18 protein-coding genes and 1 pseudogene are annotated in these 19,034 nt (G+C 56.5%); 15 read left to right on the plus strand and 4 right to left on the minus strand.

All coding sequences use genetic code 11. The annotated features are described in order from the left end of the window. Positions 1–2: 2 nt before the first annotated feature. Positions 3–797, plus strand: a complete 795-nt coding sequence (locus N8E88_RS19215; protein WP_262295073.1) for an ATP-binding cassette domain-containing protein — start codon at positions 3–5, stop codon at positions 795–797. A gap of 48 nt (positions 798–845) precedes the next feature. On the opposite strand, the gene fsa is transcribed toward N8E88_RS19215, so the two are convergent. Then, positions 846–1,499: a fructose-6-phosphate aldolase gene (gene fsa, locus N8E88_RS19220; protein WP_262295074.1), complete on the minus strand. Its 654-nt coding sequence runs from the start codon at positions 1,497–1,499 to the stop codon at positions 846–848. A gap of 123 nt (positions 1,500–1,622) precedes the next feature. Here fsa and N8E88_RS19225 point away from each other — a divergent pair, with 123 nt between their 5' ends. From N8E88_RS19225 to N8E88_RS19275, 11 genes and pseudogenes are all read left to right on the plus strand, one after another. Further along, the gene (locus N8E88_RS19225) at positions 1,623–3,806 is read left to right on the plus strand and encodes a primosomal protein N' (protein WP_262295075.1); all 2,184 of its coding nucleotides are present in this window, start codon (positions 1,623–1,625) and stop codon (positions 3,804–3,806) included. Between the two features lie 149 nt (positions 3,807–3,955). After that, positions 3,956–4,345 (plus strand): AGROH133_08824 family phage infection protein, encoded by a 390-nt coding sequence (locus N8E88_RS19230; protein WP_262295076.1) that lies wholly within the window; start codon positions 3,956–3,958, stop codon positions 4,343–4,345. Positions 4,346–4,612: 267 nt separating this feature from the next. After that, a complete protein-coding gene (locus N8E88_RS19235) occupies positions 4,613–5,173 on the plus strand; it encodes a F0F1 ATP synthase subunit delta (RefSeq protein WP_262295077.1) in 561 nt (186 codons plus the stop codon). Then, a complete protein-coding gene (atpA, locus tag N8E88_RS19240) occupies positions 5,173–6,702 on the plus strand; it encodes a F0F1 ATP synthase subunit alpha (protein WP_262295078.1) in 1,530 nt (509 codons plus the stop codon). Before N8E88_RS19235 ends, atpA begins: the two co-directional genes overlap by 1 nt. Positions 6,703–6,723: 21 nt before the next feature. Next, positions 6,724–7,602 carry a F0F1 ATP synthase subunit gamma gene (locus tag N8E88_RS19245; RefSeq protein WP_112532178.1) on the plus strand — a complete coding sequence of 293 codons (879 nt, stop codon included), beginning with the start codon at positions 6,724–6,726 and terminating at the stop codon, positions 7,600–7,602. Positions 7,603–7,620: 18 nt separating this feature from the next. After that, positions 7,621–9,246, plus strand: coding sequence for a F0F1 ATP synthase subunit beta (atpD, locus tag N8E88_RS19250; RefSeq protein ID WP_262295079.1), 1,626 nt, complete (start codon positions 7,621–7,623; stop codon positions 9,244–9,246). Positions 9,247–9,304: 58 nt separating this feature from the next. Beyond that, positions 9,305–9,712, plus strand: a complete 408-nt coding sequence (locus N8E88_RS19255; protein ID WP_262295080.1) for a F0F1 ATP synthase subunit epsilon — start codon at positions 9,305–9,307, stop codon at positions 9,710–9,712. Between the two features lie 169 nt (positions 9,713–9,881). Continuing rightward, entirely contained in the window at positions 9,882–10,124 is a 243-nt protein-coding gene (locus N8E88_RS19260) for a hypothetical protein (protein WP_262295081.1), read from the plus strand. A 102-nt stretch (positions 10,125–10,226) separates the two neighbouring features. Continuing rightward, the gene (locus N8E88_RS19265) at positions 10,227–11,012 is read left to right on the plus strand and encodes an LssY C-terminal domain-containing protein (RefSeq protein WP_262295082.1); all 786 of its coding nucleotides are present in this window, start codon (positions 10,227–10,229) and stop codon (positions 11,010–11,012) included. Positions 11,013–11,126: 114 nt separating this feature from the next. Next, complete coding sequence (locus N8E88_RS19270; protein ID WP_262295083.1) at positions 11,127–11,969, plus strand: phytanoyl-CoA dioxygenase family protein; 843 nt, start codon at positions 11,127–11,129, stop codon at positions 11,967–11,969. Positions 11,970–12,398: 429 nt separating this feature from the next. Next, positions 12,399–12,828, plus strand: a pseudogene (locus tag N8E88_RS19275) (GGDEF domain-containing protein). Between the two features lie 10 nt (positions 12,829–12,838). On the opposite strand, the gene N8E88_RS19280 reads toward N8E88_RS19275, so the two are convergent. The 3 genes from N8E88_RS19280 to N8E88_RS19290 are packed head-to-tail and all read right to left on the minus strand — an operon-like array spanning position 12,839 to position 15,342. Beyond that, complete coding sequence (locus N8E88_RS19280; protein WP_262295084.1) at positions 12,839–13,678, minus strand: SIS domain-containing protein; 840 nt, start codon at positions 13,676–13,678, stop codon at positions 12,839–12,841. A 53-nt stretch (positions 13,679–13,731) separates the two neighbouring features. Next, a complete protein-coding gene (locus N8E88_RS19285; RefSeq protein WP_262295085.1) occupies positions 13,732–14,685 on the minus strand; it encodes a shikimate dehydrogenase family protein in 954 nt (317 codons plus the stop codon). Positions 14,686–14,715: 30 nt separating this feature from the next. Continuing rightward, positions 14,716–15,342: a glucose-6-phosphate isomerase gene (locus N8E88_RS19290; RefSeq protein ID WP_410010663.1), complete on the minus strand. Its 627-nt coding sequence runs from the start codon at positions 15,340–15,342 to the stop codon at positions 14,716–14,718. 248 nt (positions 15,343–15,590) lie between these two features. Between N8E88_RS19290 and N8E88_RS19295 the strand changes: the two genes are divergently transcribed. From N8E88_RS19295 to N8E88_RS19305, 3 genes are read left to right on the plus strand one after another with little or no spacing between them, the layout of a single operon-like run. Further along, positions 15,591–16,466, plus strand: a complete 876-nt coding sequence (locus N8E88_RS19295) for a carbohydrate ABC transporter permease (RefSeq protein ID WP_262295087.1) — start codon at positions 15,591–15,593, stop codon at positions 16,464–16,466. Further along, complete coding sequence (locus N8E88_RS19300) at positions 16,463–17,491, plus strand: carbohydrate ABC transporter permease (protein ID WP_262295088.1); 1,029 nt, start codon at positions 16,463–16,465, stop codon at positions 17,489–17,491. The genes N8E88_RS19295 and N8E88_RS19300 overlap by 4 nt, the downstream gene beginning before the upstream one ends. 42 nt (positions 17,492–17,533) lie before the next feature. Further along, entirely contained in the window at positions 17,534–18,988 is a 1,455-nt protein-coding gene (locus N8E88_RS19305; RefSeq protein ID WP_262295089.1) for an ABC transporter substrate-binding protein, read from the plus strand. The last annotated feature ends 46 nt before the right edge of the window (positions 18,989–19,034 follow it).

Here is a 19,034-nt window from a genome sequence, read left to right on the forward strand (position 1 = left end):
AGATGACCGCAGCTACCGTAACAGCCCGCAAATCCTATTCCACGACGACGCCCGCCTACAGGCCAGCACCGCAAGGCAAGGTATCGTTCTCGTTTCGTAATGTTGCCAAGCAGTTTGCCGGCAAGGCCGTTCTGAATGGCATCAACCTTGACGTCTACGAGGGACAATTCGTTGCGATTATCGGAAAGAGCGGCTGCGGCAAGAGCACCTTGTTGCGATTGCTCGCCGGGCTCGACAAGCCGACATCGGGCGAGATTGTTACAGGAGTCCCGGAAGCTGATCAGAAACGCACGCGGATCATGTTTCAGGAGCCGCGACTCTTGCCTTGGGCACGGGTCGCCGCCAATGTCGGTGTAGGGCTGACCGGTATCGAAAAGGGCGAGACTGCGCGCAAGAAAAGCCTGGAGATTCTGGCCGAAGTCGGACTGGCGGATCGTGGCGGCGAGTGGCCGTCCGTGCTTTCAGGCGGGCAGCGGCAGCGCGTCGCTCTCGCACGGGCGCTGGTGGGGCACCCATCCATATTGGCGTTGGACGAACCTCTCGGCGCATTGGATGCGCTGACGCGGATCGAGATGCAACAATTGCTGGAACGAATCTGGCTGGCGAAGAAATTCACCGCGGTTCTGGTGACGCATGATGTAGCCGAGGCCGTTTCGCTTGCCGACCGCGTCGTCGTCATCGATAGCGGACGCATTGCGCTCGATCTGGCGATCCCGGTAGAACGCCCTCGCCGTCATGCTTCGCCCGAACTGGCGTTTTTTGAGCGTCAGATATTGGATCAATTGTATAACCGATAACGTATTGTCTCCCCCCTTGAGGGGGAGAGATAGCCGGTATCCACGCGATCAGGCGATCTGCTGGCCAGTTTTCGCCCAATCAGCGAGGAACGTCTCGAGACCCTTGTCGGTCAGCGGATGCTTGACGAGCGCCTTCAGGGTTGCCGGCGGCGCGGTTACGACGTCTGCACCGATGAGTGCGGCTTCCTTGACATGGTTGACTGTACGGATCGAGGCCGCAAGGATTTCCGTTGGATAGTCGTAATTGTCGTAGATCGTACGAATTTCGGAAATCAGCTCGAGGCCGTTGATGCCGATGTCGTCGATGCGGCCGATGAAGGGAGAGATAAATGTTGCACCGGCCTTCGCGGCCAACAGCGCCTGATTGGCAGAGAAGCAAAGTGTGACATTGACGAGGTGTCCATCGGAGCGAAGCGCCTTGCAGGCCCTGAGGCCGTCAAGAGTAAGCGGCACCTTGATGCAGATATTGTCTGCGATCTTGGCAAGCACCGCAGCCTCTTTCATCATCTGCTCATATTCGACTGCTGTCACTTCGGCCGAAACCGGTCCCTTGACGATGCTGCAGATTTCCTTGGTGACCTCGAAGATGCTGCCGCCGGACTTGAGGATCAGGGACGGGTTGGTTGTCACACCGTCAAGCAATCCAAGATCGTTGAGTTCGCGGATTTCCTTCACATCGGCGGTATCGGCAAAGAATTTCATCGGAGCAGTCCTTCCTTATATGACTGATGGCCCAGCATGAGCTGCGCCGAATATGAGAGATAGGATATTTCTCTCGGAAAGTGGCTTTTCTTTATCCGAAAGCCGCGCCAAGGTCACGCCCATATGAGCCAGGATTCGTTCATCCCGCAAAAAATTGTTCCCGTGCTTGTGCCGATGCCGGCCGAGCGACCCTATAGCTATGCCGTGCCGGACGGCATGGAGGTCAAGGCCGGTTCGATCGTTCGGGTGCCACTGGGACCACGCGAGGTCGCGGGCATTGTCACGGAAGGCTCGACAGACTCGATTGATGCCAAAAAGCTGCGGCCGATCTCAGAACTCTTCGACTGTCCTCCGGTCGATGATGGCATGATGCGGTTCATGCGCTGGGCCGCTGACTATACGATATCGCCGCCTGGCATGGTTGCGCGGATGGTGCTGCGGGTGCCTGCGGCTTTCGATCCGGAGCCGCCTGTTCCGGGATTGCGATTCTCCGGCCGTGAGCCTGACAGGATGACGAGTGCCCGCGCCCGCGTATTGGAACTTGCGGAAGACGGAATGGCGTGGACCCGAACCGGACTTGCTCATGCCGCTGGCGTGTCAGCAACTGTCATCGATGGTCTCGCCGCGCAGGGTGTGTTCGAACAGGTAATGATCCCGGCGCGGCCAATCGTAGCTGCTCCCGATCCGGACTATGCGAAAGCAGCCTTGTCTCCCGATCAGACGCAAGCTGCAAGTCAATTGGTCGAAGCGGTATCGACGAATGGCTTTTCGGTATCCTTGCTTGATGGTGTCACAGGTTCGGGAAAGACCGAAGTTTACTTCGAGGCGGTGGCCAAGGCTATCGAACGAGGCAAACAGGTATTGATCCTGTTGCCGGAGATTGCGCTGACCCAGCAATTTCTCGATCGGTTTCACGACCGTTTCGGTTCGAAACCTGCGGAGTGGCATTCGGACCTCGCACCCAGATCGCGTGAGCGGGTGTGGCGGCAAGTGATGGAGGGCCAGGTCAGAGTTGTCGCGGGTGCGCGCTCGGCATTGTTTCTGCCGTTCAAGGATCTGGGATTGATCATTGTCGATGAAGAGCATGATCCGGCCTACAAGCAGGAAGATCGTGTATTTTACAATGCGCGCGACATGGCCGTGGTGCGCGGGCATATCGGCAATTTTCCAGTGGTTCTGGCATCGGCAACGCCATCGATCGAAAGCCAGGTGAATGCGAGCCAGGGACGCTATACGCGCATTCGCCTGCCGGGCCGCTATGCGGAAGCCGCGATGCCCGACCTCAAATCGATCGACATGCGCAGATCACCGCCGCGGCCGGGCGGTTTTCTTTCGCCGGCGCTGGTCGAGGCGATCAACCAGACCTTGCAGCGCAAGGAGCAATCGCTGCTGTTCCTTAATCGCCGTGGCTATGCACCGCTGACTTTATGCCGGGTATGCGGCCATCGGTTCCAATGCCCGGACTGTTCAAGCTGGCTCGTGGAGCATCGTTTTCGTGGTCAGCTCGTCTGTCATCAATGCGGGCACCGCGAGGCCAGGCCCGAGGCTTGTCCATCCTGTGGCACGCTTGACCACCTGGTCGCTTGCGGCCCGGGTGTCGAGCGCATCGCCGAGGAAGCAGAGAAGACATTCCCCGATGCGCGTATCATCGTCCTGTCATCCGATCTCATGGGCGTGAAGCGTCTGAGGCTTGAACTCGATGCAATCGCGCGCGGAGAAGCGGATATCATCATCGGCACGCAGCTCGTCGCCAAGGGGCATAATTTCCCTAACATGACTCTCGTCGGCGTTGTCGATGCGGATCTCGGGCTTGCCAATGGCGATCCGCGCGCGGCCGAACGGACGTTCCAGTTGCTCAACCAGGTGACGGGGCGTGCAGGACGCACTGGCAAAAAGAGCCTCGGACTGCTGCAGACCTATCAACCGGACCATCCCGTCATGCGCGCGATCGTTTCTGGTGATGCACAAGCCTTTTACGAGCGTGAGATAGAGGAGCGAGAACGCTCCGGGCTCCCGCCATTCGGCCGCCTGGCAGCATTGATCATCTCGGCAGCAACACGGCCAGAGGCGGAAAATCATGCCCGGGCTTTACGCCGCGCCGCGCCCGCCGCGCCGCAGATCAGTGTGCTCGGTCCGGCGGAAGCGCCACTCGCGCTTGTTCGAGGGCGCCACCGCTTCCGGCTCCTGATCCATGGCACCCGCAAGGCGGATATTCAGGGCTTTATCCGCGCCATGCTAGCGGCAGGGCCAAAAGAACGGGGATCGGTGCGCGTGCAGGTTGATATTGATCCGCAAAGCTTCTTATAAAACTCGCCACGGCGGGCTGCAAATGGCGCTTTTCTGTGCTCCGGTGCTCACGTACCAAAATGTACGCTGCGCTCCGGTGCTCGAAAACCACCATTTTCGCCACCCCATGACGAGTTTTGGGTCGGCGCGCTAAAAAGAGGGGATAGAAAATGGAACTTTATTGGCCGGCGACTACGGGCGAATGGCTGGCTTGGCTGTCAGCAGCGATTACAGTCATCTTCGGATTGATCCTGTTCTTTGCTCCTCGCGTCGCACTGAAAATCATGCGCCTGCAAACCAAACCCGAGCGGCCTGAAGCCATATCGGAAGTGCGCGCCACGTTTGCCGGATTTTATCTTGGACTTGGCATAAGCGCGCTGGTTTTCTCCCAGCCGTTTCTCTGGATCGCGCTTGGCGTTTCGTGGGGCTTTACGGTCTTCGGCCGGCTGATCTCAATGATGTCGGATCGGGGCAACACGGTTTACAACTGGATATCGGTGGTCGTCGAGATTGCGCTGGCAACGGGCCCCTTGCTCTTCGCCTTCGGCTTCATTCCATAGACATGACAGCTTCATTGCATAGACATGACAGCATTAGTTGAATCAGTTGCTCATAATTATCCAGAGCTGCGGCGATTGGGACGGCCTTTTTAGAGGATTCGCGTGTTGCGAGTCCTGAGTTCCTATGCTAGACGGCATTCAAATCTCGTCGGATACGGCTCTCGGGTTGTGCTTTCGGCGGTAAAAAAATCAATAATGCCAAAGATTTGACCGAAAATCCTTTCCGGTTTCCAGATTTTTGGCTCCAACGCAGAGAGCTTGTCGTTCGTGGCAGAAACTTCGTCGCTCATTACCGGTGTTGCCCAGCGTTACGCGGGTTCGTTGTTCGACCTCGCGTTGGAGACGAAATCCGTTGCCGAGGTGGAGAAGAATCTCGGTGAGTTCGAGGCTCTCATCAATGGTAGTGCCGATCTAAAGCGATTGGTTTTGAGCCCGGTCTTCTCATCTGGCGATCAGGTCAAAGCGATTTCCGCCATCCTCGCAAAGGCCAAGATCAGTGGCCTCGTCGGCAATTTCCTGCGTGTCGTCGCGCAGAACCGGCGCCTGTTCGCGGTGCCTGCCATGATCCAGTCATTTCGCCAGATCGCCAGCGCCCAGCGCGGCGAGGTTTCGGCGGACGTTACTTCGGCGCATGCCCTGACGGCGGCGCAGCAGACAGAATTGAAGGCCACGCTGAAAAGCGTCGCCGGCAAGGACGTGACAATCAATGTCACCGTTGATCCGTCGATTCTTGGAGGTCTCATCGTCAAGTTGGGGTCCCGCCAGATCGACACTTCACTTCGCACAAAACTTTCTTCGCTTAAGCTTGCACTGAAAGAGGTCGGCTGATGGACATCCGCGCCGCGGAAATTTCCGCAATCCTGAAAGAGCAAATCAAGAATTTTGGCCAGGAGGCTGAAGTCTCCGAGGTCGGTCAGGTTCTGTCCGTCGGTGACGGTATTGCTCGTGTATATGGTCTGGACAATGTTCAGGCTGGTGAAATGGTCGAGTTCCCGGACGGTACCCGTGGCATGGCCCTGAACCTTGAAAGCGACAATGTCGGCGTCGTTATTTTCGGTTCGGACCGAGACATCAAGGAAGGCGACACCGTCAAGCGGACCGGCGCCATCGTTGACGTTCCCGTCGGGAAGGAATTGCTTGGCCGCGTTGTTGATGCGCTCGGTAATCCGATCGACGGCAAGGGTCCGATCAAGGCAACACAACGTTCGCGCGTTGACGTCAAGGCGCCAGGCATCATCCCGCGCAAGTCGGTGCATGAACCGATGTCGACAGGCCTCAAGGCTATCGATGCGCTGATCCCAGTTGGCCGCGGCCAGCGCGAGCTGGTAATCGGCGATCGCCAGACGGGCAAGACTGCGATTATTCTCGATACTTTTCTTAATCAGAAGCCGGCTCACGATGCAGGCAATGAGAGCGAAAAGTTGTACTGCGTCTACGTCGCCATTGGCCAGAAGCGTTCGACCGTCGCGCAGTTCGTCAAGATTCTCGAAGAGCGCGGCGCGCTTGAATATTCAATCATCGTTGCAGCTACAGCTTCCGATCCTGCGCCGATGCAGTATCTGGCGCCGTTTGCCGGTTGCACCATGGGCGAATACTTCCGTGACAACGGCATGCACGCGCTGATCGGATATGACGATCTGTCCAAGCAGGCCGTGGCTTATCGCCAGATGTCCCTGCTGCTGCGCCGCCCTCCGGGCCGCGAAGCTTATCCGGGCGACGTTTTCTATCTGCACTCCCGTTTGCTTGAGCGGTCCGCCAAGCTCAATGAGGACAACGGCGCCGGTTCACTGACCGCATTGCCCGTCATTGAAACCCAGGCGAACGACGTTTCTGCCTATATCCCGACCAACGTGATTTCGATCACCGACGGCCAGATATTCCTCGAAACCAACCTGTTCTATCAGGGTATCCGTCCGGCGGTTAACGTCGGTCTGTCGGTTTCCCGCGTCGGTTCTGCCGCGCAGATCAAGGCGATGAAACAGGTTGCCGGTTCGATCAAAGGGGAGCTGGCTCAGTATCGCGAAATGGCGGCGTTTGCCCAGTTCGGTTCCGATCTCGATGCCTCGACACAACGCCTGCTCAACCGTGGCGCGCGCTTGACCGAGCTTTTGAAGCAGCCACAGTTCTCGCCGCTGAAGACGGAAGAGCAGGTCGCGGTGATCTACGCCGGCGTCAATGGCTATCTCGACAAGCTCGCCGTCAATCAGGTCAGCAATTTCGAGCAGGGTCTGCTCACATGGCTTCGTACTGAACACAAGGATGTTCTCGCGACGATCGCCAAGGAAAAGCAGATCAGCGACGAGACCAAAGGCAAGCTCAAGGCCGCTGTTGACGGCTTTGCCAAGTCCTTCGCTTAACATTACGGACGGGATGAACGGATGCCTTCGTTAAAGGATCTGAGAAACCGGATCGCCTCGGTCAAGGCGACGCAGAAAATCACCAAGGCGATGCAAATGGTCGCCGCGGCGAAGCTGCGTCGTGCGCAGGAGGCTGCGGAAGCCGCTCGTCCCTATTCGCAGCGCATGGCTGCAGTGCTGGCGAACATCGCTTCCAATGTCGATGGCGATGATGCGCCTGTGCTGATGAGCGGAACCGGCAAGGACGACGTACACCTCTTGGTTGTTTGTACGTCTGAACGTGGCCTTTGCGGCGGGTTCAATGCGCAAATCGCGCGTCTGGCTCGTGATCATACCCGCCGGCTTCTCGCCGACGGCAAGACGGTCAAGATCATTACCGTTGGCAAGAAAGGCGCAGATATCCTGCGCCGTGACCTCGGCAAGAACATTATCGATCACGTCAATCTGCGTGAAGTCAAAACGCTTGGTTTCGTCAACGCTGACGAAATCGGTCACAAGATCATCACGCTCTTCAATGAGGGCGCGTTCGACGTTGCCACGCTGTTCTATTCGGAATTCAAATCGGTGATCGCACAGATACCGACTGCCCAGCAGTTGATTCCAGCCAGTGCCATCGGCGATGTCGAGCCGGAGAGCGCAGGCGATGCAGTTTATGAATATGAGCCGGATCCGGCCGCCATTCTCGGCGATCTGATCCCGCGTAATATTTCCGTCCAGGTGTTCCGCGCTCTCCTTGAAAACGCGGCATCGGAGCAGGGTGCGCGTATGTCCGCCATGGACAATGCAACCCGCAATGCCGGTGACATGATCAACAAGCTGACAATGTCGTACAACCGCCAGCGTCAAGCCCAGATCACCAAAGAACTGATTGAAATTATTTCGGGCGCGGAAGCGCTCTAATCGCGAAGGTAAGGATCGATGGCTAAAGCAGCGACCCCGAAAACACCCGCAGCCGCCAAGGCTGCCCCGGCAGCAAAGACAGCTGCAGCAAAGACCGAGGCCGTGAAGCCGGTTGCGAAAGCCGCTGCTCCAAAGGCAGCCGCTAAAACAGCTCCAGCTGCAAAAGCCGCCGCGCCAGCAAAGGCAACAAAGTCAGCAACGCCCAAGACTGCTCTCAAGGCAACTGGCGTTGCCGGCCGCGTCAGCCAGGTTATCGGCGCCGTTGTTGACGTAGCCTTCGATGGCGGTGTTCTGCCGCAGATCCTGAACGCGCTGGAAACCGACAATCTAGGCAACCGCCTCGTTCTCGAAGTTGCGCAGCATCTCGGCGAAAACACTGTGCGCACGATCGCTATGGACTCGACCGAAGGCCTGATCCGCGGTCAGGTCGTTTACGACACAGGTTCGCCTATCATGGTGCCGGTCGGCGAGGAAACACTGGGCCGCATCATGAACGTTATCGGCGAGCCGGTCGACGAAGCGGGCCCGATCAAGACAAAGCTTTCCCGTGCCATCCACCAGCCGGCTCCCGAATATGTCGAGCAGTCGACGGAAGCCCAGATCCTCGTCACCGGCATCAAGGTTGTCGACCTTCTCGCACCTTATGCACGCGGCGGCAAGATCGGCCTCTTCGGCGGTGCAGGTGTTGGCAAGACCGTTCTCATCATGGAACTGATCAACAACGTTGCCAAGGCGCATGGCGGTTATTCGGTATTCGCCGGTGTGGGTGAACGCACACGCGAGGGTAACGATCTCTATCACGAGATGATCGAATCGGGCGTCAACAAGGAAGGCGGCGGCGAAGGCTCCAAGGCCGCACTCGTCTACGGCCAGATGAACGAGCCACCAGGGGCACGCGCCCGCGTTGCTCTGTCGGGTCTGACTGTCGCCGAGCATTTCCGCGACCAGGGCCAGGATGTTCTGTTCTTCGTGGACAATATCTTCCGCTTCACGCAGGCTGGTTCCGAAGTGTCCGCTCTGCTTGGCCGTATCCCGTCCGCTGTGGGTTATCAGCCGACGCTGGCGACCGATATGGGCCAGATGCAGGAACGCATCACCACGACGCACAAGGGCTCGATCACTTCGGTTCAGGCTATTTACGTCCCCGCCGACGATTTGACCGACCCTGCACCTGCGACTTCGTTTGCTCACCTTGATGCGACGACGGTTCTCAATCGTGCGATCTCCGAGAAGGGTATTTATCCGGCTGTGGATCCGCTTGACTCGACATCGCGTATGCTCGATCCGCTGATCGTCGGTGACGAGCACTACCAGACCGCCCGTCAGGTGCAGTCGATCCTGCAGCGCTACAAGTCGCTTCAGGACATCATCGCCATCCTTGGCATGGACGAGCTTTCGGAAGAAGACAAGATTGCTGTGGCCCGCGCCCGCAAGATCGAACGCTTCCTGTCGCAGCCATTCTTCGTTGCTGAAATCTTTACCGGTTCGCCGGGCAAGCTGGTCGATCTGGCAGACACCATCAAGGGCTTCAAGGGTCTTTGCAATGGTGACTATGATCACCTGCCGGAAGCTGCATTCTATATGGTTGGCTCAATCGACGAGGCGATCGAGAAGGCACAGCGTCTGGCTGCCGAAGCGGCTTAACGCACGACTGATGGCGGGCTGCGGCCCGCCTTTTCGCCACAGGATTTGAGTGAATATCATGGCAGAAGCCTTTCAGTTCGAACTTGTCTCACCGGAGCGTCTGCTTCTTTCGGAGCAGATCACCGAGGTCGTCGTGCCAGGTACCGAGGGTTATATGACTGTCATGGCGCACCATGCGCCATTGATGGCGACAGTGAAGCCGGGCGTCGTCGCTGTGAAGACACCGGACGGCAAACTGGACCGTTACGTCGTTTTCGGCGGCTTTGTCGATATCACGCCTGACGGCTGCACGCTCCTTGCAGAATCGGCAGTACACGTCACCGATATAAGGGCCGATGAGCTGCAGAATCGCATACAGGACGCCCAGGAAGACTTCGAAGACGCAACAACCCGCGAAGATCGGGCCAAGGCAGAAGACCTTCTCGGCCAACTGAAGACACTCGAGGAAGCCATCAAGGCTGCTTGATTGGGCCAAACGGATCAATGATAAATCAAGCGGGCTTCGGCCCGTTTTTTTATGGCGTTGTTCTGACAATCAAAGGTGAACGGGTCTAGGTCGCGAATGGCGGGTTCAAGCGGAACAAACACGGCAACGGCTGGTTGATAAGAAACGACACCCAGCGTGGAGCCTAGCTATGTCCGAACCAGCCACCACCATGATAGCCGTCGTGGTTTTCGATAAAGATGATTCCGGAACGCTCTATCCGGTCGGCGAACCGCAACAGCATGAGACAGAAAAGCTTGCCGTGTCTGCGGCGAAGGAACTGGCTTCCAAACACGACGGAGTTATTGCCTGGAAACGCGAGGGTAGCAGCGCTGATGATGCTGGCCGGCTTACGATCCTTTATAAGGCGGGTGAAGCCATAGATATGGAGTAACGGCCGCGCCGACGATCAAGTCGGTCGAACGGATTATATTCTTTCCCACGTTATCGCGGTAAGCTCGTTGCGCGAGAGTATAGGGCGGGGGCAAAGTGAAAAATGAGGCGTCTGTTTGTCGGTGCTGCTATCGTCGTTGCCGTCTACCTGTTGCTGGCGTATGTGGCTCTTCCAATGGCCTGGACTCACTATGAACGACAGCCAGACCTTGCTCGTCATCCCATGGTGACGAAGACTGGACGCGGCATTCCGGGCGATCCGCTTAATGTAGGACTTATAGGCGATCGTGAGGACATCATCCGCGCAATGCATGCCGGTGCCTGGTATCCCGCTGATCCTGTCACCTTGCGTTCCAGCATTGATATCATTGGAAGCGTGGTTCTCGACCGACCTTACGATAAGGCTCCGGTCAGCCCGCTATTTTATGAAGGCCGCCGCGAGGACCTCGCTTACGAAATGCCCGTTGGCAGCAGTGCAAAGCAGCGACATCATGTTCGTTTGTGGAAGGTGCTCGATACGGGCGTAGAACAACGGCCCGTGTGGCTCGGTTCCGCAACCTTCGACCAACGCGTGGGATTCAGTGAGTATACCGGTCAAGTAACGCATGACATCGCACCGGATATCGATGCCGAGCGTGACTATTTTGCCAATAGTCTTACGCAGGCGGGTATGGTGGAGACGATCTATCAGGTCTCGGGTGTCGGGCCGACGCTGAATGGCCGCAATGGCGAGGGCAGCCCGTATTTTACCGATGGCGAAATTCGCATGCTGACCTTGGTCCATGACGGGCAACGCCGGAGCCAACGGCCTGAAATACTCGCCTCACCGCCGCTCATTCAAGCCAAGGACGATGCCTGGATGACCATCAAGAATGCGATAGGCAATTAGCCCGGCTATTCCCGATGTGGATTATGCTGCAGGCGAGGCTGAGCCGTAACTTTGACAGCTGTCCATAAATTGCCCATCGTTGGGCCAATGAGAATATTATTCCTGGAGGAAGCCATGGGCGCACACCCGTCACTTACAGTAGACTCCGATCCAGACCAAGATCTCGATATCCTGCAAACCGACGGTATTGTTGGCAAGAAGGGCGCATTCTCGCGCGAGTGGGCGGAGAATATGCGCGAGGACATGATGACCGCTTTCTGGTCAGCAATTCAGCGGCCGGGCGGCGCTGTCGGCCGCGGGCCGCGGCGCTGGTATGTCGAGATACATCCGGAGGAATTTGGCGGCTTTGTCGATCTTGTCACACATCCGTGGGTCATGGCCATGTGCGAGAACGCTTTGGGCAGGGATTATCAGATCGTCGAGATTGGTTTTGATGTGCCATTCCAAGGTGCGAAATACCAACCATGGCATCGCGATTTTCCTTCTCCGCGCGAGACTTATGAAGGGCGACGCATTACATCGCTCGCGTTCAACCTGACCGGCGTAGACGTGACGGAAGACATGGGACCTTTCGAGGTTGCGCCTGGCACTCAGTATGAAGATGGACGGACGTGGAAGCATGAGATGTTTCCTTCGAAGGAGATATGGCCGATGTTTCAGGAGCGGGCAGTTAGGAAATATCCAGAACTTGGCGACATATCCTGTCGTTCGGCGCTGACGGTACACCGCGGAACCGAGCACGCTTCACCGATCGCCCGGCCCGTCATGGTGCTTGGCGTCGATGCCCCGGGGGCAGGACACGCCGAATTGCACGACTTGATGGTGACACAGAATTACTTCGACGCGCTGCCTCTATCAGTCCGCGAGCATCTCGTTTGCCGCGTCGTCGACAAACTGGTGCCGGTCACCCAGAAACATGACATTGAGGGCCTTGTCATGGGGGCGGATCCGGCGTGATGCTTGTTGAAAGCGGCCAGGATTAACAATGCGGTAGAAGGCCGTCTTTACCGCATCTTTCATTTTTCGAGCGTATAAAATGCCGACCGGATCTCTGGAAGGCATCGATGAACACTTTCAATCGCTGGATGACGATGTTCGAGGTTGCTGTCGCCTGTCAGGCAGTTCCTGCTGATGCTTGGTCTCGGTTGTATTCTCGCCAATGGCCTCGCTGCCCTCTTCTTCAAGCTCGGCGGCTACGACAGTCTCGACAAGACAATCCTTCTGACAACGCTTATCGTTATCATCGTCGGAGGGCCGCTTGGAGCATTTCTGGTCGGATTGAACTATCGCCTGAAGGTTATGGCACACGAGCTCGACATCGCATTCCGCAAAGATGGAATGACCGGACTGTCGACACGTCATGAGTTCTATTTGAAGGTCGAGCAGATGCTCCTTGGCAACAATCCTGTTCTCAGTGCCGGGGCCGTGCTCTATATAGATGCCGATCACTTCAAGTCGGTCAACCATCGATTTGGACATGCCGCAGGAGATGATGCGCTACAAGAGATCGGAACGCTCATTGGAAAGCGATTGGGTCGATGCGATGTCGGCGCGTTTCGGCGGTGAAGAATTTGCAGTTTTCCTGGCCGATGCGGACTATGGCAAAGCATCGTGGGTGGCACATGGAATATTGCTGGATGTTCGAGCGATATCCAGGAAAGTTGCCCGGAGCGAACTGTCATTGACGGTCAGCATCGGTGTTGCCTTTCATGAGCCTGGGCAAACACTGGAACAACTGGTCAATGCTGCGGATGAATGCCTCTACCGGGCCAAGAACCAGGGACGCGATCGCATCGTCTACGAGATTGCTTCGTAGCACCAGGCTCTCAAATCTGGACTTTGCGCATATCACTCAGTTGCCGCTTCATATTGTGAATCCGCGCTTGATCTTCGAGGGGACGGCGCATCGCCACGCTGGTCGACAGAATATCGATCACGACGAGCGCTGCGATGCGCGAGATGGTTGGCGTATACATATTGGTGTTCTCAAGAGTCTCGACGATCAAAGCCACGTCACAGTAACTGGCGAGCGGCGAGTCCGAGCCCGTCAGACAAATAACGGGGGCACCGTTTGCGCGAGCAATACGGGCAATCTCTATAATGGAACGGGTTGTTCCCGTATTGGAAATCACGAAGGCAACATCGCCTTGCTTCATCATTGAGGCGATCATGATTTGCTGATGTGAATCGAGCTGTGCACCGCAAGGCACACCAAAGAGTGGAAATTTCTGCTGTGCGTCGCGCGCAACGATGCCCGACGCGCCAAAGCCAAAAAATTCGATGGTCCGGGCTTGGGCGAGAATATCGATGGCTTTGTGCAGCGCGGCCCTGTCAAGGTGTGATCTCGCCCAATCGAGACTGGTCATGGTGTACTCGAAGATTTTCTCAGCCACGGTCTCCGGCTCGTCGGTATCGAGCAGGACCGAATGAGTCGCCGGTGTGCCGAAAGCCAGGCTTTGCGCGAGCCGTATCTTGAAATCCTGGAAACCTTTGCACCCGATTGCCATAGCAAAGCGCAGAACCGTAGGCTGACTGACCTCGGCAAGTGTTGCAGTCTCACCCACTGTCGCGTTCAGGATTCGTTGGGGCTCCTTTAGAACCACATCCGCAACCTTGCGATCGGATTTGCGCAGGCCGGCCCGCATCGCACGGATAATTTCTATCATGTTCCGACCTGAGCGTGCGTCCCTTTCGTTATCGTCCGCTTCTCTATGCATCGCTATCGCTCCGATGCTTCGAGAGCGATTGCGGAAATGCGATCGAACGACGGCCCCGCCACAGGGATTTCAATATTGAAGACTTCAGCGATTACCTGCGTCCAGCCATGCAGGAAGTAGGTCCAGCCATCCACAATCTGCAGATTACGGCTCTGTTGCTGGCTGCGTGCCTGGCCGAGAAAAATCAGATCGCCTCGATAGTTGAGGTCCCATACCACAGAACGTTCGGGAAATTGGCAGGCGTTGGACAATGGCGAGCCTGGTGCATCCTTGCCGAGGCCCGTCGCATTGATGACGAGAGAGCCCGGATTGAGCGCGCGCAACACATCGTCGTTCGCTCCAGTCTCAGAGGCCAGGACGTACTCTATGGGGACGACGCTCACGATCTGTTCATGAATGCGGCGGATTTCATCCAGCCGTTCCTGCATGCGGTCGGACACGAGTATCCTTCCGGGGACATCCTCACCGCGCGAACGCCGCATCAGGTGCCAGGTGATCGCAATTGTGGAGCCGCCTGCGCCCATGCAGAAGAGATGAGCTGCACTACCAGCAAAATACTGCTCGCCGAGAAAGTCATCGATGGCAAGCCCGGACGAAATGGGATCTTTCGCATGACAGATCAGCTTGCCATCACGTTTGGAGATGCAGCTTGTTTCACCCATCAATTGTGCGAGCGGATCGATGCCGTCGAACATATCGCGGCAAGCGTGAAAGAGATCGATTTTGTGAGTCGTCACCAGCGCGCCGAGAGCAAGGGGATCGTCCCGAATGAACGCCACAGCTTCGCGGTAGGCGGCAGGATCGTCATGAAGCTTGAAATCGATGCCCTTGATGACAGCGCTTTCAAGCCCGAGATACTGGGCCCATGCGGGAAACACCTTCATGATGGAGCTTATGCCGGTTGTGACGCCGATGAAGTAAAGGGTGGGCGACGTCGCTGGTGAGTAAGAGGTCACTTACGGTTCTCCAGATGAGTGCTTTTCTGATCAGGTATAATTCTTCATGAGCGCAGCGACCTCTTCGCCTGTTCGTGGGTTATAAGAGGTGTTGTCCACCAGTTCCCACCCCTCACCACTACTCATAACGCGATGGCGCATTCCGTTTGATTTTTGGATGATGCTGTAATCCTGGCCGCTATCGGAAGGGTAAGCGAAGACCATCACAAGGTCCGTTTCACCGATGTTGATGGAACGGTGAATCCAGTATGGCGGAACATAGCAGATGGTCTGCGCCGTGATTTCCACGATGCGTGTCTCGCCCTCCGGCGATTCCAACTGTATGAGACCGCGACCGCTTTGACCATAATAAATCTCCGGCCGATCCGCCTTCGCATGAATGTGACCGCGCGTGAGGAAAAACTCCCTGTCGACGCGCCCGGGATTCATGCGGGTGACGCCGTAATTAAGGTCGCCGGCATGCGAGCCCGGTTGAAAATCTTCGACATTGTAGACGACAGGATCATTCAGGCTTTTTACGAGCGCCCCATGCGCTTGTATGTTCTCATAGATCCCGGCGAGGTCGCTCAAGCGCTTTTCATAACGGCCGGTGTGCCCGCTCATTCCGCCGGCATAAGGGTCTACGAGGCAGGCGACCGGTTCGCGCAACGTGGTCAATCTCCGTTTTGTAGTAAAATTACATAAAACTACAAAAGTGCGGGCGCAAGCGAATATTTGTAATGCGAGCAGGGCGCTCGCTTGCTGTCATTCGGGGTAGAATTGTGTTGACTGAAAAAAATTGCGTAATTACGCTACAAATAAGATGGGGGAATTCATCGAGGTCAGGTCCTTGGTGGGAGGAGATCTATGCCGGCTTTTAAGGTATCCTGCTTCCGGATCGCAGTTTGCTGCATCAGCGGTGCGGTATGACACGAAATGATCCGATCAAGCATTTCTTCATCTGGCCGGCGCTGCTGATCGTCCTGGTGATTTCCATATTTCCGTTGATCTATTCGCTGACGACCAGTTTCATGAGCTTGCGGCTCGTCCCGCCAATTCCGCCAAGATTCGTCGGATTCGGCAACTATGCTGAACTTCTGCAAAATCCACGGTTCTGGCACGTGGCGTGGACCACGACGATTATCGCCTTCATCTCCGTCGCCTTGCAGTATGTGATCGGCTTCTCCGTGGCGCTCGCGCTCAACCGAAATGTTCCGGGCGAGGGTCTGTTCCGCGTCAGTTTTTTGCTGCCGATGCTTGTAGCGCCCGTCGCCGTCGCTTTGATCGCGCGGCAAATCCTCAACCCGACCATGGGGCCGCTCAATGAGCTGATGACATTTTTCGGCTTTCCCAACCTGCCCTTCCTGACACAGACGAGATGGGCAATCGGGGCGATTATTTCGGTTGAGGTCTGGCAATGGACGCCCTTCGTCATGCTGATGTTGCTTGCAGGGCTGCAGACCTTGCCAGATGATGTCTACGAGGCCGCAGCGCTTGAGAATGCCAGCTCATGGCAGCAGTTCTGGGGGATCACCTTCCCGATGATGCTGCCAATTTCGGTGGCGGTGGTGTTTATCCGGCTGATCGAGAGCTACAAGATTATCGATACGGTGTTTGTCATGACCGGTGGGGGCCCAGGGATTTCAACCGAAACCCTGACGCTGTTCGCCTACCAGGAAGGCTTCAAGAAGTTCAATCTTGGTTACACGTCGGCGCTGTCTTTCCTGTTCCTGATGGTCATCACGGTTATCGGCCTTGTCTATCTCGCGATCCTGAAGCCCTATCTGGAGAAACACAAATGAGTGTGAGGGACCTGAAGGGAAATGGACGCTGGTGGGCGCTTGCAGGCTGCCTGCTTTGGCTGGCGTTCACCTTCTTCCCGCTCTATTGGGTGGCGATAACGTCGTTCAAATCACCATTGGGCGTTGTTGGCGGGCCGACATACCTGCCTTTTGTCGATTTTGAACCGACATTGACAGCCTGGAGCGAACTTTTGTCGGGCCAGCGCGGACAGTTCTACAACACCTTCATGGCATCGACGATCGTCGGCCTTTCGGCCTCGGTCATCGCAACGGCGATAGGTTCGATGGCAGCCTATGCCCTCGTGAGGTTCACCTTCGAGGTCAAACTTCTGACGGGCGTTATATTCGTCGTAGTGGCTTTCGGTGGATACCTGCTCGGACGACACGTTGCGGGTCTCGGTCAAGCGACATCGCTCATCTATGCCTTTGTCGCAGCCCTCGCACTCGCTATCGGCTCCAGCCGGATACGGCTCCCCGGTCCCATTTTAGGCAACGACGACATTGTCTTCTGGTTCGTCAGCCAGCGCATGTTTCCGCCGATCGTCGCAGCATTCGCGTTGTTTCTGATGTATACTGAAATGGGAAAGCTCGGGTTCAAGCTCGTCGATACCTATACCGGCCTGACCTTCGCCTATGTCGCTTTTTCACTACCGATCGTGATCTGGCTGATGCGCGATTTCTTTGCCGCATTGCCCATCGAGGTGGAGGAAGCGGCGATGGTGGATAATGTTCCCTCGTGGAGAATATTCTTTGGCATCGTGGTGCCAATGTCGAAGCCAGGACTGATAGCGACGTTCATGATTACGCTAGCGTTTGTCTGGAACGAGTTTTTGTTTGCGCTGTTTCTGACGAACACCAGGTGGCAGACTCTTCCGATTCTCGTTGCGGGTCAAAACAGCCAGCGCGGTGACGAATGGTGGTCGATTTCGGCGGCTGCCTTGGTTGCAATCATACCCATGGTTATCATGGCTGGAATTCTGAGCAGGCTGATGCGATCCGGCCTGCTTCTGGGAGCGATAAAATAAGCATTCACAATAACTGATCATCATAATTCCAGGGAGGAAAACATGAGAAGATTGCTATTGAGTACTACGGCTGCAGGTCTGCTCGCGATAGCCGGGACATCATCGGCGCTTGCCTGCGATCCCGACTATACCGGCATCACCTTGACAGCGACGACGCAGACCGGACCATATATCGCTTCCGCGCTACAGCTTGCCGCCAAGGGCTGGACGGAGAAAACCTGCGGCAAAGTGAACATCGTCGAATTTCCATGGTCGGAGCTCTATCCGAAGATCGTAACATCGCTGACATCGGGCGAAGACACATTCGACGTGATCGCCTTCGCACCGGCCTGGGCGCCGGATTTCACCGACTATCTGTCGGAAATGCCCAAGGCTATGCAGTCCGGTGCGGACTGGGAGGATATCGCTCCAGTTTATCGTGAACAGCTGATGGTCTGGAATGGCAAGGTTCTGTCGCAGACGATGGACGGCGATGCGCATACCTATACCTACCGTATCGATCTGTTTGACAAGCCGGAAAACCAGACGGCATTCAAAGTCAAGTATGGCTACGATCTGGCGCCGCCAAAAACCTGGAAGCAGTATCTCGATATCGCTGAATTCTTCCAGCAGCCAGCGAACGGACTGTGGGGTACGGCAGAGGCTTTCCGCCGCGGCGGACAGCAATTCTGGTTCCTCTTCAGCCATGTTGCCGGATATACAAGCCATCCGGACAATCCGGGCGCCATGTTCTTTGATCCGGACACGATGGATGCCCAGGTTAACAATCCTGGCTGGGTACGCGGGCTTGAGGAGTACATAAAGGCGTCCAAGCTCGCACCGCCTAACGCGCTGAATTTTTCCTTCGGCGAAGTCAATGCAGCATTCGCCGGTGGTCAGGTGGCGGAGTCGATTGGCTGGGGTGATACCGGCGTTATTGGTGCCGATCCCAAGCAATCAAAGGTCGCCGGCAATGTCGGCTCGGCATCCCTGCCGGGTTCTGACGAAATATGGAACTACAAGACCAAGAAGTGGGACAAGTTCGATAACGTAATCCAGACATCGTTCATGGCGTTCGGCGGGTGGCAGGCGGCTGTTCCCGCTTCATCCAAAAATCAGGATGCGGCTTGGGACTATATCAAGTTCCTGTCCAGTCCCGCTGTGTCAGGACAGGCGGCGATCACCGGTGGCACGGGGGTCAACCCGTATCGCATCTCGCATACGACCAACGCCGATCTTTGGTCGAAGATATTCTCACCACGTGAGGCCAAGGAATATCTCGGTGCCCAGAAAGATGCCGTCACCGCCAAGAACACGGCGCTTGACATGCGCTTGCCGGGCTATTTCTCCTACACGGAAATTCTGGAGATCGAGCTGTCGAAAGCGTTGGCCGGCGAGGTGACGCCCCAGCAGGCGCTCGATACGGTGGCGCAGGGATGGAACAAGCTGACCGATGATTTTGGCCGCGACAAGCAGCTTGCGGCCTATCGCTCGTCGATGGGCCTCCCGGCAAAATAACGACAAGTCACTATCCCACCCGCGTCTGGTGTGGGCGGGATAGTTC

This window comes from Phyllobacterium zundukense (assembly GCF_025452195.1).
GTDB classification, from domain to species: Bacteria; Pseudomonadota; Alphaproteobacteria; order Rhizobiales; family Rhizobiaceae; genus Phyllobacterium; species Phyllobacterium zundukense_A.